At 67.9% G+C, this 15,058-nt stretch carries 15 protein-coding genes; 10 read left to right on the top strand and 5 right to left on the bottom strand.

Going from position 1 to position 15,058, the window contains the following annotated elements; all coding sequences use genetic code 11:
- Positions 1 to 52 precede the first annotated feature (52 nt).
- The 8 genes from dkgB (at position 53) to DN824_RS14220 (ending at position 8,307) form a co-directional block, all read left to right on the top strand.
- Positions 53 to 853 carry a 2,5-didehydrogluconate reductase DkgB gene (gene dkgB, locus DN824_RS14250; protein WP_138409068.1) on the top strand — a complete coding sequence of 267 codons (801 nt, stop codon included), beginning with the start codon at positions 53 to 55 and terminating at the stop codon, positions 851 to 853.
- A gap of 146 nt (positions 854 to 999) precedes the next feature.
- Positions 1,000 to 1,221, top strand: coding sequence for a hypothetical protein (locus tag DN824_RS22485; RefSeq protein ID WP_158295389.1), 222 nt, complete (start codon positions 1,000 to 1,002; stop codon positions 1,219 to 1,221).
- Positions 1,151 to 2,830 (top strand): PAS domain-containing sensor histidine kinase, encoded by a 1,680-nt coding sequence (locus tag DN824_RS14245; RefSeq protein ID WP_138409067.1) that lies wholly within the window; start codon positions 1,151 to 1,153, stop codon positions 2,828 to 2,830. Before DN824_RS22485 ends, DN824_RS14245 begins: the two co-directional genes overlap by 71 nt.
- Positions 2,823 to 3,182, top strand: a complete 360-nt coding sequence (locus DN824_RS14240; RefSeq protein WP_138409066.1) for a response regulator — start codon at positions 2,823 to 2,825, stop codon at positions 3,180 to 3,182. Before DN824_RS14245 ends, DN824_RS14240 begins: the two co-directional genes overlap by 8 nt.
- Before the next feature lie 121 nt (positions 3,183 to 3,303).
- Entirely contained in the window at positions 3,304 to 4,209 is a 906-nt protein-coding gene (locus DN824_RS14235; RefSeq protein ID WP_138409065.1) for an AraC family transcriptional regulator, read from the top strand.
- 65 nt (positions 4,210 to 4,274) lie between these two features.
- Positions 4,275 to 4,715, top strand: a complete 441-nt coding sequence (locus DN824_RS14230) for a DUF2946 family protein (RefSeq protein WP_241666708.1) — start codon at positions 4,275 to 4,277, stop codon at positions 4,713 to 4,715.
- Between the two features lie 209 nt (positions 4,716 to 4,924).
- A complete protein-coding gene (locus DN824_RS14225; RefSeq protein ID WP_241666710.1) occupies positions 4,925 to 6,904 on the top strand; it encodes a TonB-dependent receptor in 1,980 nt (659 codons plus the stop codon).
- 2 nt (positions 6,905 to 6,906) lie between these two features.
- Positions 6,907 to 8,307 carry a PepSY-associated TM helix domain-containing protein gene (locus tag DN824_RS14220; protein ID WP_138409063.1) on the top strand — a complete coding sequence of 467 codons (1,401 nt, stop codon included), beginning with the start codon at positions 6,907 to 6,909 and terminating at the stop codon, positions 8,305 to 8,307.
- A 355-nt stretch (positions 8,308 to 8,662) separates the two neighbouring features.
- Here DN824_RS14220 and DN824_RS14215 read toward each other — a convergent pair whose 3' ends face one another.
- The 5 genes from DN824_RS14215 to oscA all read right to left on the bottom strand — a co-directional run bounded on the left by DN824_RS14215 (position 8,663) and on the right by oscA (position 12,965).
- The gene (locus tag DN824_RS14215; protein ID WP_138409062.1) at positions 8,663 to 9,628 is read right to left on the bottom strand and encodes a sulfate/molybdate ABC transporter ATP-binding protein; all 966 of its coding nucleotides are present in this window, start codon (positions 9,626 to 9,628) and stop codon (positions 8,663 to 8,665) included.
- Between the two features lie 56 nt (positions 9,629 to 9,684).
- Positions 9,685 to 10,551 (bottom strand): sulfate ABC transporter permease subunit CysW, encoded by an 867-nt coding sequence (gene cysW, locus DN824_RS14210; RefSeq protein ID WP_138409061.1) that lies wholly within the window; start codon positions 10,549 to 10,551, stop codon positions 9,685 to 9,687.
- Between the two features lie 10 nt (positions 10,552 to 10,561).
- On the bottom strand, positions 10,562 to 11,374 hold the full coding sequence (gene cysT / locus DN824_RS14205) for a sulfate ABC transporter permease subunit CysT (RefSeq protein ID WP_138409060.1): 813 nt from the start codon (positions 11,372 to 11,374) through the stop codon (positions 10,562 to 10,564).
- Positions 11,375 to 11,582: 208 nt separating this feature from the next.
- Positions 11,583 to 12,587 (bottom strand): sulfate ABC transporter substrate-binding protein, encoded by a 1,005-nt coding sequence (locus DN824_RS14200; protein ID WP_138409059.1) that lies wholly within the window; start codon positions 12,585 to 12,587, stop codon positions 11,583 to 11,585.
- A gap of 198 nt (positions 12,588 to 12,785) precedes the next feature.
- Positions 12,786 to 12,965 (bottom strand): sulfur starvation response protein OscA, encoded by a 180-nt coding sequence (oscA, locus tag DN824_RS14195; RefSeq protein WP_138409058.1) that lies wholly within the window; start codon positions 12,963 to 12,965, stop codon positions 12,786 to 12,788.
- 264 nt (positions 12,966 to 13,229) lie between these two features.
- Here oscA and DN824_RS14190 point away from each other — a divergent pair, with 264 nt between their 5' ends.
- Together DN824_RS14190 and DN824_RS14185 are read left to right on the top strand one after the other, a co-directional pair.
- Entirely contained in the window at positions 13,230 to 13,811 is a 582-nt protein-coding gene (locus tag DN824_RS14190; protein ID WP_138409057.1) for an alpha/beta hydrolase, read from the top strand.
- A 33-nt stretch (positions 13,812 to 13,844) separates the two neighbouring features.
- Positions 13,845 to 14,786 carry a sigma 54-interacting transcriptional regulator gene (locus tag DN824_RS14185; RefSeq protein ID WP_138409056.1) on the top strand — a complete coding sequence of 314 codons (942 nt, stop codon included), beginning with the start codon at positions 13,845 to 13,847 and terminating at the stop codon, positions 14,784 to 14,786.
- The last annotated feature ends 272 nt before the right edge of the window (positions 14,787 to 15,058 follow it).

The raw sequence follows: 15,058 nt of genomic DNA, 5'->3' as shown, positions 1-15,058 counted from the left end.
CTGTCGTTCCAGCGGCGCCACGCGCCGCCCCCTCACGATCAAGGAGCATTGCATGCGCATTCCAGCCTTCGGCCTCGGCACCTTTCGCCTCAAAGGGCAGCAAGTCATCGATTCGGTGAAGACGGGCCTCGAGCTCGGCTATCGCCACATCGACACCGCCCAGGCCTACGAGAACGAACGCGAGGTCGGCCAGGCGATCGCCGAAAGCGGCGTCACCCGCGACGAGCTGTTCGTCACCACCAAGATCTGGACCAGCAACCTGGCCGGCGACAAGCTCGTCCCCAGCCTGAAGGACAGCCTTGCCCGGCTGCGCCTGGAGCAGGTCGACCTGACGCTGATCCACTGGCCCTCGCCTGGCGACGAGCTGCCGGTGGCCGAGTACCTCGGTGCGCTGCTCGAGGCGCGCGGACAGGGCCTGACCCGCCAGATCGGCATTTCCAACTTCACCGTCGCGCACATGCGCCAGGCGATCGAGGCGGTGGGTGTCGGGAACATCGCCACCAATCAGGTGGAGATCCATCCCTTCCTGCAGAACCGCAAGGTGGTGGATTTCGCCCGCGAGCAGGGCCTGCACCTGACCGCCTACATGCCGCTGGCGGTGGGCAAGGTGATGCAGGACGAGGTGTTGCGGGCGATCGGCGAGGCGCACCGGGCGAGCCCTGCGCAGGTGGCCCTGGCCTGGCTGCTGCAGCAGGGCTTCGCGGTCATTCCGTCCTCGACCAAACGCGCCAACCTGCAGGCGAACCTCGAGGCGCAGAACCTGCGCCTGAGCGACGAGGAGATGGCCAGGATCGCCACCCTGGACCGTGGCGAGCGGCTCGCCAATCCGGGCTTCGCGCCGCGCTGGGACTGAATGTCGCAGCGTCGCCGTGATGGCCCTGTGCCAGACCTTGCGCGCGCCGTCGGTAAAGGGCGCGCGCAGACGACCGGAGCGTCGTAAACGCACAAGCCGTTCCGGTTTTTCATTACACTGATGCCATCCCTCGTGACGGCATTCCGATGAAACCTGTAACGGACGATCGCGTGACCGAACTGGCAGCAGGCTCGCAGCGCGCGTCGCTGGGCGGTCTCGCACCCGAACAGCTCGACCTGCTACCGGTCCCGCTGTGGCTGTGCGATCGCGACGGTAGCCTGCTGCACGCCAACCTGCGTGCACGGGAGGCCTTCGCCGGGGCGCCGGTCGTCGGTCGTCGGTCAGAGCATCTTCCGGGCGTTCGATAAGCTCGGTCTGGGGGCGGGCGACGAGGCGCAAACGCCGCCGCTCGCCGACTCGCTGGTCGATGTCCTGCAGCGCGCCCGGCCCATCCGTGATCTCGAACTCTGCCAGGCCCTGCCGGACGCGCCGCGGCGCTGGCTGCTGATGAACGCCGAGCCGGTGGTGGTGGACGACGAGGTGGTCGGCGCGACCTGCAGCTTCCAGGACATCAGCCGGCAGAAGCGCGCCGAGATCGAGCATGCGCTCAGCCAGCAGTACCTGCAGGCCATCGTCGATGCGACGCCCGAATGCGTGAAGGTGGTGGCCGCCGACGGCAGCCTGCTGCAGATGAACCCGGCGGGACTCGGGATGATCGGGGTGGGCGATGCGGCTTCGGTCACCGGCGTACCGGTGCTGAAGCTGATCGCCGAGGAAGATCGCTCCCAGTGGCAGGCCAATCACCTGCAGGTCTGCGCCGGCGAGCGCTGCGTCTGGGAATTCGACCTGATTGCCCTGGACGGCATACGCCGGCACATGGAAACCCATGCCGTGCCGCTGCGCCTGCCCGATGGCAGCACCGGGCACCTGGCGGTCACCCGCGACATCAGCGAGCAGACCCGCGACCGCGAACGCCTCCTGGCCAGCGAGCGCCATTGGCATGCGCTGCTCGAAGCCTTGCCCATGGCGGTCTACACCACCGACCCCGAAGGCCTGATCACCTTCTACAACGCGGCGGCGGTGCGCCTCTGGGGCGCCGAGCCGGTGCTCGGACAGACCCGCTGGTGCGGTTCGGCGAAGCTGTTTTCCATGGACGGCGCGCCGCTGCGGCTGGAAGACTGCCCCATGGCCGTCACGCTCAGGACCGGAGCGCTACAACTCGGCGAGGAAGCGGTGCTCGAGCGCCCGGACGGGAGCCGGGTGCCCTTTGCCGCGCACCCGATGCCGCTGCTCGACGAGCAGGGAAGGGTGACCGGCGCGATCAGCACGCTGGTGGACATCTCGTCCCATCGGCAGGCCCAGCAGCGCCAGGCGCTGCTGATCGACGAGCTCAACCATCGGGTCAAGAACACCCTGGTCTCGGTGCAGTCGATCGCCGCCCTGACGTTGCGCCGGTCGGGCAGCCTGGCGACGTTCCACGAGTCGTTCGAACGCCGGCTGATCGCCCTCAGCCAGGGGCATGACCTGCTGACCCAGTCACGCTGGCAGGGCGCGGGGCTGCGCTCGCTGCTGGACAAGGTGCTGCAGGCCTACCTGCACGACCAGTGCGAACGCATCGAACTGGACGGCCCCGCCGTCGAGCTGGCGCCTCGCGAGGCGCTGTCGCTGGCCATGGCCTTCCATGAACTGACGGTGAATGCGGCCACCTATGGCTCGCTCAGTGGCGAGAACGGGCAGGTTCGGCTCCACTGGCAGGTGTTGCCGGCGAAGCAGGCGCCGTTGCCCAGGCTCAGCCTGCAGTGGCGCGAATACAACGGGCCGGCGGTCGCCGTGCCTGGCAAGCCCGGCTTCGGCACCCGGCTGATCCAGGCCAGTGTGGTCAAAGAACTAGGTGGCAGTTTTGCGGCCAGCTACGACGCGCAGGGATTCGCCTGTACGCTGGAGCTGCCGCTTACCGGAGGAGTGCAGCATGTCTGATACCAATAAGGTCCTGGTGGTGGAGGACGAAGCGCTGATCGCCATGCTCCTCGAGGAAGTGCTCGACGACCTCGGCTACCGTGTCGTCGCCCATGCCTCCTCGGTGCTCGAAGGGGTAGGACTGGCCGGCAGCGTGGAGGCCGACGTGGCGATCCTCGACGTCAATCTCGGCGGCGCGACCGTCTTCCCGGTGGCCGAGCGCCTGGCCGAGCGCGGCATTCCGTTCATCTTCTCCACCGGCTACGGTGTCCACGGCATTCCGCGCGAGTGGGTCGACTGGCCGGTGATCAGCAAGCCCTTCACACCCGAGACGCTGTCCGCCGCGCTGGCCAAGGTGCTGGCCACCGACTGAGTGTCCGCCGGCCTGTACAAATCTCCGCGATGCTTGCCTGATCCTCCGACAGCGTGCGCGTGACGCTGTACGTTCACCGATCCGACGCCATACTTGGCGGCGTGCGAAGGAGGACTCCACCGTGACCGACAACTGCAAGCTGGCCGAACTGATCGCCCGTCACGCACCCGAAGACGGTTCCCACCCCACCGCCATCCCCGGCCTCTGGCTGGCCCGCTGCTCGCAGCCGTCCGAAACCATGTTCGGCATGCAGGAGCCCGCGGTTTGCCTGATCGCACAGGGCCGCAAGCGGGTGATGCTCGGCGAGCTGATCTACGAAAACGACTCGGCCAGTTTTCTCGCCGCCTCGGTCGACCTGCCCATCAGCGGGCAGGTGATCGACGCGACGCCCGAGCGGCCCTACCTGAGCATGCGGCTGAATCTGGACACCACGCTGCTCACCGAGATGGTGCTGGAGCTGGAAAGCCGCGATGCCTTGATGAGTGAGCCGGTGCGCGGGCTCTCGGTCAGCGCCACCAGCGAGGAACTGGTCTCGGCCTCGCTGCGCCTGATGCAGCTGCTCGACAAGCCCGCCGACATCCCGTACCTCGCGCCCCTGGCCCAGCGCGAGATCTACTACCGGCTACTGACGGGCGAGCAGGGCGGGGCGGTCAGGAGCATGGCGCGCTGCGAGGCCCGCCTGGAGCAGATCAACCGCGCCATCGGCTGGATCAAGCGGCACTACAACAAGCCGTTCAGCATCGACGCGGTGGCGGCCGAAGCGCGCATGAGCGCCTCGACGCTGCACCACCACTTCAAGTCGATCACCGCCATGAGTCCGCTGCAGTACCAGAAGCAGTTGCGCCTGCAGGAAGCGCGGCGGCTGATGATCGGCCGGGCCATGGATGCGGCCAGCGCGGCCTACGAGGTGGGCTACGAAAGCCCGTCCCAGTTCACCCGGGAATACGGTCGGATGTTCGGCGTGCCGCCGGCGCGCGACGTGGCGCGGCTGCGCGCGGTGCAGGAAGGGGACCCGAGCGCGGCCTGACGGGAGGGTGGCCTGAGGCCGCCGCGCCTTCGTATACTTCGGGCTCCTCCACCGGATACCCGCCCATGCGCCAACGACGTCGCGCCTATGCCTGGATAGCCTGCTTCGCAGTGCTCTCCCATATGCTGACCATGGCGGCCTCCGGCGGCATGTCCGCGCATGCCAGGCAGATGATGGGCTGGGGCGGGCACTGCCTGATGGCGCAGCAGGCCCTGGCGCATCACGACGCGCACCCTGCCCACGGCGATCATGCCCACGAGGATCACGCGGGGCACCACGACGCCGGCCCGGCGTCCCATGATCCGGGCTCCAGCCACCACCTGATGATGCAGCAGTGCTGCTGTGGCGCGATGTCGGCATCGCTCGCCGCGCTGCCCGCCGCGCCGCTGCACTTCCAGCAACGCATCGTCGCCCGCCTGGCCAGCTTGCCCCAGCCGCCGCCGGCGGCGCTTTCGCCACGCTACCTGTGGCCGAGCCTCAATCCCCGCGCGTCCCCTGCCGTGTAGTCCGCACCGCGCCGGCTCCTTGCGAGCCGGCGTCTTCACGTCGTCCCGATGCCGTTTCGCCCGCCGCCCTTGCCGGGGCTGCGCCGGCATGCGCCAGGCATCGGGGCGCACCTCGATGCCGACCTCAAGGGATAGCCATGCCCGATACGACCCTTCCCGGGCGCGCCGCACGCGCGCCCCTCTGCGCCATGCCCTACGTGCTGGCGTCCATGACCCTGCTCTGCTGGCAGGCCCGCGCCGAGACGCGCGAAGCCGCCGACTCGACCCTGACCCTCGGGACCGTCACCGTCAGCGCGACCGCCTCCGGGCCGCTGCCCAGCACCCGCGTGCTCAGCTCGGTGGACGTGCTGGGCGCCGACATCCTCGAAAAGCAACCGGTCACCTACAGCTGGGAGCTGTTCAACCGCGCGCCCGGCGTGATGCTCACCCCCTTCGGCCAGGGCACCACGTCGGGCAAGCTGTCGATGCGCGGCTTCAACGGCGAGGGCGAGATCAACGCCGTCAAGCTGCTGATCGACGGCATTCCGAGCAACAGCAACGACGGCAACATGCCCTACCTGGACATGGTCTTCCCGCTGGAGCTCGAACGCATCGAGGTGGTGCGCGGGACCAACGACGCGCGCTACGGCCTGCACAACATCGCCGGCAACGCCAATCTGGTGACCCGCAGCGGCGGCGACTACGGCCGCGCCCGTGTGCGCTACGGCAGCTACGGCCTGCGCGAAGGCCAAGTGGCCAAGGGCATCGAGGGCAGCAACTGGTCGCAGAACTACTTCGTCGGCTACCAGCAGAGCGACGGCTACCGCGACCATGCCGACAGCGACCGCTACGTGCTCTCGGGCAAGTGGTTCTTCACGCCCGACCAGGGCGACTACCGTATCGGCCTGATCGCCCGTCACTACGAGGCCCAGGCCGAGGAGCCCGGCTACCTTTCGCGCGAGGATGCCCGCCGGCATCCGCGTCGCTCCTACGGGCTGTCGGCCAGCGACGAAGGCGAGCGCAGCATGAGCCAGGTCTCCCTGCACCTGGACGCGGCGCTGTCGGACGCGCTGGACCTGTCGGCCAAGGCCTACCTCAACCGCTATGACGACGACCGCTGGGTGCGCTTCTCCCTGGCGCAGTCGCAGCAGCAGCGCACCACCGACGAGACCGGCCTCGGCGCGTTGACCTCGCTGACCTACCGCCCGGGCCTGGACTGGCTGACGCTCGAAGGCGGGCTGGACGTCGAGCGCCAGCACAACAGCAGCAAGCGCTACCTCACCGTCTCCCAGGTCAAGCAGAGCCAGACCCGCGACCAGCGGTTCGACTTCGACATCTACGGCGCCTATGCCCAGGCGGTGATCGAGCCGCTGCCGGCGCTGAAGATCATCCCGGCCTACCGGGTCGATCACATCGAGGGCGAGCTGCGCGACGGCCTCACGGGCAACGATTACGACGTCAACGACTACGGGCTGATCCGCCAGCCGAAGATCAGCCTGGTCTATGCGCCCTGGCGTGAGGCCAGCCTCTACGCCAACTGGGGGCGCACGTTCCAGGTCGGCACCGGCGCCTCGGCCTACAAGGTTCCGCCGCGCACCGCCGACCTGTCGCCGTCGATCAACGACGGCTGGGAGACCGGCATCAAGTTCCAGCCCAGCGACTGGCTGGACGGGCGCATCGCGTACTGGGAGCAGGTCGCCTCCGATGAAATCCGGCGTCGGCTGAACGACCCCAGCGGCGATTCGGAAAACCTCGGCAAGACCCGTCGCTGGGGCTACGACGCCCAGCTCAACCTGCACCCGCGCGGCGATACCAGCCTCTGGCTCGCCTATTCGCGCCAGTACTCGCGGATCGAGAAACCCGATCCCAGCCTGCCGACGAGCCGCGGCAAACAGATCGACCACGTCCCGGCGCATCTCTACTCGGCCGGGGCGAGCTGGGACGCCACGCCGCGCCTGCAGCTCAGTGGCTGGCTGAACGGGCAGAGCGACTACTACCTCGAGCGCGAGAACGACCAGGGTCGCTATGGCGGCTTCACCCTGGTCAACCTGGGCGCGACCTATCGGGTGAGCGAACGGGTCGAGCTCGATCTGCAGCTCAAGAACCTCGCCGACCGCTATTACGAATACGTCTGGCATGACGGCGCGCAGTCGTTGCACGCGCCGGGCGAGCGTCGCTCGCTCTATGCCGGCGTGACGATGGAGTTCTGACCATGACCGAACCACGCATGACCTCCACGCCGGCCGCCCGGGGCGCATCGGCGACCTCCGCCGGCCGGGCTGCGCAAGCCACATCGCCCCTGGGGGCGTTGCTGCTGCGCCTGCATTTCTACATCGGCCTGTTCGTCGGGCCCTTCCTGTTGGTGGCCGCGCTCAGCGGCATCCTCTACGCGCTGACGCCCCAACTGGAAGACCGCCTGTACGCGACGGAGCTCTATGTCGACAGCAGCGGTCCGGCCTTGCCGCTGGCGCGCCAGATCGACGCGGCGCGTGAAGTGGTCGGCCCCGACGCCCGGCTCGGCGCCGTGCGCCCGGCACCCATGCCCGGCACCACCACCCGGGTGATGTTCAGGTTCGAAGGCGTCGGACACCGGGCGATCTTCATCGATCCGGCGACCGCCGAGGTACGCGGCGACCTGCCGGTGTACGGCACCAGCGGCGTGCTGCCGCTGCGCACCTGGCTCGACCTGCTGCACCGGGAACTTCACCTGGGCGAGGCGGGACGCCTCTACAGCGAGCTGGCGGCGTCCTGGCTGTGGGTGGCGGCCCTGGGTGGCCTGGCGGTCTGGCTGGTCCGGCGCGGTCGGCTGAACAGTCCGATGCGTCGCTGGCATGGGCGCATCGGCCTGAGCCTGCTGATCGGCCTGCTGTTCTTCTCGGCCACGGGGCTGACCTGGTCGAAGTGGGCCGGCGGCAATATCGGCGTGCTGCGTGCGCACTATGGCTGGTCGACCCCGTCGGTGAACACCGCGCTGGCCCCGGCCACCGAGGTGACACCGGTACCCCACGACGAACATGCGCACCATCACCCCGGTGCTGCGGATACACCACCAGCGACGTCGCTCGATCCGGCCCATTTCGATGCGGTGCTCGCCGCCGCCCGTGCCGCCGGGATCGAGGCGGGCAAGGTGGAGATCGTGCCGAGCGCCGACCCGGGCAAGGCCTGGACCGTTACCGAGATCGACCGCAGCTGGCCGACCCGGGTGGACGCCGTGGCCATCGACCCCCGGACGCTCGCGGTGATCGACCAGGCGCGTTTTGCCGACTATCCGCTGGCCGCCAAGCTCACCCGCTGGGGCATCGACGCCCACATGGGCGCGCTGTTCGGCCTGCCCAACCAGCTACTGCTGGTGCTCTTCGCCGGCGGGCTGGTGGCGATGGTGATCTGGGGTTACCTGATGTGGTGGCAGCGCCGCCCGGTCCGCTCCGCGGCGACCGCCGGCCCCTGGCGAACCCTGCGCCGGCTGTCGCTGCCGGCTCAGATGGGCGTCGCTGCCGGCGCGCTGGTGCTGGGCCTGGCGTTGCCGGTGCTGGGGGCGAGCCTGCTGCTGTTCCTGGCGCTCGACGCACTGCTCCACGCCGCATCGCGCGCAAGAGCCGCGCAGCGGGCGTGACAGGGCGTCAATTGGGGGCAGCGGCTGTTTGAAGGCCTAGTGATGGCTTGCGATGGTGTCTTCCGCGAAGGGGCTCTTCAGGGAGTGGGCTGGCTTCTGGCGCAAAAAAGCTCGCGGTCAAGACCGCTCCCCAGAGCGCTCGTGGGAGAGGTCGGGGACGCCTGGTCTTGACCGCGAGCTCTTACTACGCCTCAACAGCCAGACCTGCTGCTTTGGCTAGAAGAACCCCCCTGGAAGTCACCCCCACAGGCTACCGATCAATGCTCGGCCATGAAGCATCCGGCACCACCCTTCGCAGTCTTGACCTCGAAAGGGCGTTACACGCCTCCAGGCCGGGCGCAGGCGGCTCGTCCGGTCACAGGCCCGGCTGAGGGCGGAAGTAGAGGGTTTCGCCGCGGGTCAGGCCGATGAGGCTGGCGTGGTCCTGGGCGACCTGGGCTTCGATGTCCTGGTCATCGACCTTCAGGGTGATGCGGGTGACCGCGCCCAGCGGGCGGATCGCATGGACCTGGGCCGCGCGGTAATCGGCTTCGGCCTGGCGCGAGAGGGCGATCTCGTGGGGGCGGAACAGGACCTGGCGGTCGCCGATCTGCAGCTGGTTGGCATCGCCCAGGAAGTGATAGACGAAATCGCTGGCCGGCTTGCTGTACACCTCGGCCGGCGAGCCGATCTGCTCGATCACGCCCTTGTTCATGACCACGATGCGGTCGGCCACTTCCATCGCTTCTTCCTGATCGTGGGTCACGAACACCGACGTCAGGTGGACCTCCTCATGCAGGCGTGCCAGCCAGCGGCGCAGCTCCTTGCGCACCTTGGCATCCAGTGCGCCGAAGGGTTCGTCGAGCAGCAGCACCTTGGGCTCCACGGCCAGGGCGCGGGCCAGGGCGATGCGCTGGCGCTGGCCGCCGGAGAGCTGCTCGGGGTAGCGGTTGCCCAGCCAGTCGAGCTGCACCAGGTTGAGCAGGTCGTGGACCTTCTGCTTGATCGTCGCCTCGTTCGGGCGCACCGACTTGTGCTTCATCCGCAGGCCGAAGGCGACGTTGTCGAACACGGTCATGTGGCGGAACAGCGCGTAGTGCTGGAACACGAACCCGACGTTGCGGTCGCGCACGTCATGGTTGGAGACGTCCTCCCCATGGAAGCCGATGCTGCCGCTGTCCGGCGTCTCGAGGCCGGCGATGATGCGCAACAGGGTGGTCTTGCCGCAGCCGGACGGGCCGAGCAGGGCGACCAGTTCGCCGCTCTGGATGTGCAGGCTGATGTCGTCGAGGGCCTTGAACGGGCCGAATTGCTTGTTGACGCCTTTGACTTCGATACTCATGGCGGATGCCCCTTCTGATTCGGTTGGCCGGGCCGCGCGCAGGCGGGCCGCGGCGGTCAGTCTTCCCGGTCGGCTTGCAGCTGGCGGCTCAGGCGCGCCTCGCTCCACTGGCGAAGCAGCAGCACCACCAGGGCCATCACCAGCAGCAGGATGGCCACGCTGAAGGCGGCGACGATGTTGTATTCGTTGTAGAGAATCTCGATGTGCAGCGGCAGGGTGTTGGTGTATCCGCGGATATGCCCGGAGACCACCGAGACCGCGCCGAACTCGCCCATCGCCCGCGCCGTGCACAGCACCACGCCATAGACCAGCGCCCACTTCACGTTGGGCAGCGTCACGTGCCAGAACATCTGCCAGCCGCTGGCGCCGAGCAGGCGCGCGGCCTCTTCTTCGGTGCTGCCCTGTTCTTCCATCAGCGGAATCAGCTCGCGGGCGACGAAGGGCACGGTGACGAACATGGTGGCCAGGACGATCCCGGGCACCGCGTAGACGATCTGCAGGTCGTGGCGGTCGAGGAAGGGCGCGAGGAAGCTCTGGCTGCCGAACAGCAGCACGTAGATCAGGCCGGCGACCACCGGCGAGACCGAGAACGGCATGTCGATCAGGGTCACCAGCAGGCTCTTGCCGCGGAACTCGAACTTGGTCACCGACCAGGCGGCGGCCAGGCCGAAGACCATGTTGAGCGGGACCGAGATCGCCGTGGCCAGCAGGGTCAGCTTCAGTGCCGAGATCGCGTCCGGCTCGCGGATGGCGTCCCAGAAGTACTCCAGGCCGCGGCTCAGCCCCTGGCTGAGCACCATGTACAGCGGCAGCAGCAGGATGACGGCGAACACCGCCCAGGCGATCGCGATCAGGACGATCGCGCCGGGGGAGCGGCGGGCCGAGGCGCGCGCGCTGGCGGCGCCGAGGGTTGCAAGGCTCATGACGGGCTCCTCAGAGGCGCGGTTGGATGCGGCGCTGCAGCAGGTTGATCAGCAGCAGCAAGATGAAGGACACCACCAGCATCAGGACGCCGATCCCGGTCGCGCCGGGATAGTCGTACTGATCCAGCTTGGAGACGATCAACAGCGGCAGGATCTCGGTCTTCAGCGGGATGTTGCCGGCGATGAACACCACCGAGCCGTATTCGCCGACGCCGCGGGCGAACGCCAGGGCGAAGCCGGTCAGCCAGGCGGGCAGCAGGCTCGGCAGCAGCACGTAGCGGAACACCTGCAGCGGGCGGGCGCCCAGGCAGGCGGCGGCTTCCTCGACCTCCTTGGGAATGTCGGCCAGCACCGGTTGCAGGGTGCGCACCACGAAGGGCAGGGTGACGAACACTAGCGCCAGGGTGATGCCCAGCGGGGTGTAGGCGATCCGGAACGGGAACAGCGAGCCGATCAGGCCGTTGGGCGCGTACAGCGCGGTGAGCGCGATGCCCGCCACCGCCGTGGGCAGGGCGAAGGGCATGTCGACCATGGCGTCGATGATGCGCCGGCCGGGGAAGGTGTAGCGCACCAGGACCCAGGCGATGACGATGCCGAGGATGCCGTTGATCAGCGCGGCCAGCAGCGCGGTGCCGAAGGACAGCTTGAGGGAGAAGAGCACCTGGCGGCTGGTGAGCAGGCCCCACCATTGCTCCGCGCTCAGCTGCAGGGAGTAGATGAACATGGCACCCAGCGGAATCAGTACGACCAGCGCCAGGTACGTCAGGGTGTAGCCCAGGGTCAGCCCGAAGCCGGGTATGACCGGGGATGTGCGTCGTGACATGAGTCTTCCATGTGTATCGGGTCAGCGTCGGCCGTGCCGCGCAAAAAGGAGCCACCGGTTCGGCGGCGCCTGCATCGTTCGTCTCGAGGCACGCTTCGCGGCTTCGGCTGGCCGGCGACTTCGGGGTGGCGGCGCGCCTCTCGTCGAGGTCCGCGCCCGGCCACCGTCGCCGGTGTCAGCCTTCGCCGCTCAGGCGTGCGTCGGCCCGTTACCGGTTGATCGTCTTGAAGATGCCGTCGAACACGCCGCCATCGTCGAAGAACTTCGGCTGGGCTTCCTTCCAGCCGCCGAAGTCCTGATCGATGGTGACCAGCTTCAGGTCCTGGAACTGATCCTTGAATTCGGCGGCTACGGTGGCATTGCGTGGCCGGTAGAAGTTCTTCGCGGCGATGCGCTGGCCTTCTTCGCTGTACAGGTACTGCAGGTAGGCCTCGGCCACCGCGCGGGTGCCCTTGCGGTCGACGTTGGCATCGACCACGGCGACCGGCGGCTCGGCGAGGATCGACAGCGAGGGCGTCACGATCTCCAGCTGGTCGCCGCCTTCTTCGGCCAGCGACAGGTAGGCCTCGTTTTCCCAGGCCAGGAGCACGTCGCCGAGCTGGCGCTGGACGAAGCTGATGGTCGAGCCGCGCGCGCCGGTATCGAGCACCGGGGCATGGCGATACAGCTCGGTCACGAACTCCAGCGCCTTGTCTTCGCCGCCGAACTTCTCACGCGCATAGGCCCAGGCGGCGAGGAAGTTCCAGCGGGCGCCGCCGGAGGTCTTGGGGTTGGGGGTGACGACCTCGACGCCATCCTTGATCAGGTCGTCCCAGTCGCGGATGTTCTTCGGGTTGCCCTTGCGCACCAGGAGCACGATGGTCGAGGTGTAGGGCGTGCTGTTGTCCGGCAGGCGGGCCTGCCAGTTGGGGTCGATCAGCTGTTGGTTCAGGTTCAGCGCATCGATGTCGCCGGACAGCGCCAGCGTCACCACGTCGGCGCGCAGCCCGTCGATCACCGAGCGGGCCTGCTTGCCCGAGCCGCCGTGGGACTGCTGGATGCGCAGCGGCTTGTTGCCCTGGGCCTGCCAGTGCTTGTTGAAGGCGGCGTTGTACTCGACGTAGAGCTCACGGGTCGGGTCGTAGGACACGTTGAGCAGTTCGCTGGCGGCAAGCGCCTGGCCGGCGATGAGGGTGCTGGCCAGAACGGCCAGGAGGGACTTTCCGATGGACATGACAGCTCCTTGGGCGCATCCGTGCGGACGCGTTGCGTATTGGGGTAGCGGGTGTGCGGGGCGGGGGCGTCAGCTGCGCATTCGGCAGCGACAGCGGTGCGGCACAGGGGCGGTCTGGGTTGGCGTGTACATGCTTGCTCGTTCCTGGGGTAGGTTCATGTCACGCCCTCCGGTGGTCCGGTCGGGGTGGGGGTTGGGTCAGGCCTGCTTGCCGTTCGGCTGCAGACGGAATTTTTCCTTTCGCTCGATCTGCACCACCTGGCCGTTGTGCAGGGTGATCTCCACCGAGCCGAACTTCAGGTCATGCAGAGCGCTGCGGATCTCCTGCAGGACACCTGCATCGTCCTGGGCTTCGGGCGTACGAAGCGGGGTTGTCATTGTTGTCTCCTTGCATCCTCAAGGCACCGGCCACGGCTTGGCGCGCCGGCGAGAACCGGGGTTGGCGAATCATAAGAGCATCTGAAATATTCTTTAAAATAATGTTTGAGAACATTTATATGCGATTTGGAGATAAGCATCGTGCAAGCGCTAATGCCCAGGCTTATGTCTGTTAATGCATAAGCAAATGAATTCTTATTCTTTTGTGGATCGATTTACGGTAGGTAGCCTGCGAGGTCACTGAACGCTTCAGGGAGCCGTGCCATGGCCAGCGACGTCATTCATTACCTCATCGTGCCCGGTTGGCAGGGATCGTCGGACGATCACTGGCAGAGCCATTGGCAGCGCACCCTGCCCAACAGCCGCCGCGTGGAGCAGCAGGACTGGCTGCTGCCCGGGCGCGAAGACTGGGTTAACGAGCTGGGTCGCAGTATCGCGACCGCGCCGGGGCCGGTCGTGCTGATCGCCCACAGCCTGGGCTGCGTGACCGTGGCGCACTGGGCGGCCAGCGCCTCGCCCGAGGTGCTGCGCCGGGTGCGGGGTGCGCTGCTGGTCGCTCCGGCCGACGTCGAGCGGACCAACTGCCCCGATGCGCTGCGCAACTTCGCCCCCTTGCCCCGCGCGGCCCTGCCGTTTCCCAGCGTGCTGGTGGGCTCGGACAACGACTCCGCCGCGAGCCCCGCACGTGCCGATGCGATCGGCCAGGACTGGGGCAGCGAGGTGACGATTCTCTCCGGCGCCGGGCACATCAACGTCAAGTCCGGGCATCACCGCTGGGACCAGGGGTTCGCCTTTCTCTATCGCCTGCAGACGCTCATCGAGCAGCAGTCCCGCAAGCGGGCCTGAGGGCGCGGCGGCGACAGTGCCAAGGAGGCCCGGATGACCGAAAGCCGTTTTCCCGATCCGCGTCTGCTGACCTTTCCCGATGCCGAACGCAGCCCGCTGAGCATCCGCGCCAAGGCGCTGGTATTCATCGACCCGCGCTCGCGGCGCCTGCGCGAGCGCGTCGAGCAACTGGCGGCCACGCCGTTGCCGGTGCTGATCGTCGGCGAGACCGGAACCGGCAAGGAACTGCTCGCCCGCCACCTTCACGGCCGCAGCGAGCGCGGCGGGTTATTCGTGCCGGTCAGTTGCGGCGCGATCAGCGCGACCCGGGGCGAAGCCGAGCTGTTCGGCTATTCGATGGGGACCCATCGCGCCAGTGCCGCCAGCCGCGCCGGCTGGTTCGGCTCGGCCAATGGCGGCACCCTGTACCTGGACGAGATCGGCGACCTGCCGCTCGGCCTGCAGGCATCGCTGCTCGCCGCGCTGGAATCCGGCGAGACGCGGCGGGTCGGCGCCAGCCGCGCGATGCCCGTCGACGTACGGCTGATCGCCGCGACCAGCATCGACCTGGCGCTGGCGGTCGAGGCCGGCAAGTTCGACGAAAGCCTCTACCGCTACCTGCGCGCAGCCCAGGTCGACCTGCCGCCACTGCGCGAGCGTCCCGGCGATATCCTGCCGCTGGCCGAATACTTCCTTGGCATCCACGCCCAGCGCCTGGGCCTCGCGCTGCCGCTGATCGGCGACGCCGCGCAACGCGTGCTGGAGCGCCACAGCTGGCCGGGCAATACCCGGGAGCTGGAAAACGTCATCCATTTCGCCTTGCTGGTCAGCCGCGGCGAGACGCTGCTGCCGGAGCACTTCAACCTGCCAGAGCCGCTGACCCAGCTCGAGACGCTGCTGGCGCGGCTGCAAACCGACCCGGACCGGACGCGACTGCTCGCCCTGCAACACCTGCTGCGCCAGGCCGATGCCCGGCTCACCGAGGCCTTGCGATAACGTGGGCGAGAGTCCCGTGGGAGCGGACTCGACCACGAAAAGGCGCAGCTCCGTAGGGTGGATCACGATCCACCGATCCACCGTTCCGACGGCCAGGTGGATGAAAAGAGCGTCATCCACCCTACGCAACTGGCGCAACCCGTAGGAGCGGTCTCGACTGCGAACGGGGCGCCACAAAGCTCTGTAGGGTGGATCACGCTTCACCGATCCACCGTTTCGACGGCCAGGTGGATGAAAAGAGCGTCATCCACCCTACGCAACTGGCGCAGCCC

Origin of the sequence: Stutzerimonas nosocomialis (assembly GCF_005876855.1) — a bacterium.
Classification (GTDB): Bacteria; Pseudomonadota; Gammaproteobacteria; order Pseudomonadales; family Pseudomonadaceae; genus Stutzerimonas; species Stutzerimonas nosocomialis.
Note: the sequence above shows the minus strand (reverse complement) of the source record. Positions and strands in the feature narration are given on the sequence as shown.

Bases quoted from the DNA above. Each gene is read 5' to 3' on its own strand.
- dkgB (WP_138409068.1), top strand. From the start codon at position 53: ATGCGCATTCCAGCCTTCGGCCTCGGCACCTTTCGCCTCAAAGGGCAG.
- DN824_RS22485 (WP_158295389.1), top strand. From the start codon at position 1,000: ATGAAACCTGTAACGGACGATCGCGTGACCGAACTGGCAGCAGGCTCG.
- DN824_RS14240 (WP_138409066.1), top strand. From the start codon at position 2,823: ATGTCTGATACCAATAAGGTCCTGGTGGTGGAGGACGAAGCGCTGATC.
- DN824_RS14230 (WP_241666708.1), top strand. From the start codon at position 4,275: ATGCGCCAACGACGTCGCGCCTATGCCTGGATAGCCTGCTTCGCAGTG.
- DN824_RS14225 (WP_241666710.1), top strand. From the start codon at position 4,925: ATGACCCTGCTCTGCTGGCAGGCCCGCGCCGAGACGCGCGAAGCCGCC.
- DN824_RS14220 (WP_138409063.1), top strand. From the start codon at position 6,907: ATGACCGAACCACGCATGACCTCCACGCCGGCCGCCCGGGGCGCATCG.
- DN824_RS14215 (WP_138409062.1), bottom strand. From the start codon at position 9,628: ATGAGTATCGAAGTCAAAGGCGTCAACAAGCAATTCGGCCCGTTCAAG.
- cysW (WP_138409061.1), bottom strand. From the start codon at position 10,551: ATGAGCCTTGCAACCCTCGGCGCCGCCAGCGCGCGCGCCTCGGCCCGC.
- cysT (WP_138409060.1), bottom strand. From the start codon at position 11,374: ATGTCACGACGCACATCCCCGGTCATACCCGGCTTCGGGCTGACCCTG.
- DN824_RS14200 (WP_138409059.1), bottom strand. From the start codon at position 12,587: ATGTCCATCGGAAAGTCCCTCCTGGCCGTTCTGGCCAGCACCCTCATC.
- oscA (WP_138409058.1), bottom strand. From the start codon at position 12,965: ATGACAACCCCGCTTCGTACGCCCGAAGCCCAGGACGATGCAGGTGTC.
- DN824_RS14190 (WP_138409057.1), top strand. From the start codon at position 13,230: ATGGCCAGCGACGTCATTCATTACCTCATCGTGCCCGGTTGGCAGGGA.
- DN824_RS14185 (WP_138409056.1), top strand. From the start codon at position 13,845: ATGACCGAAAGCCGTTTTCCCGATCCGCGTCTGCTGACCTTTCCCGAT.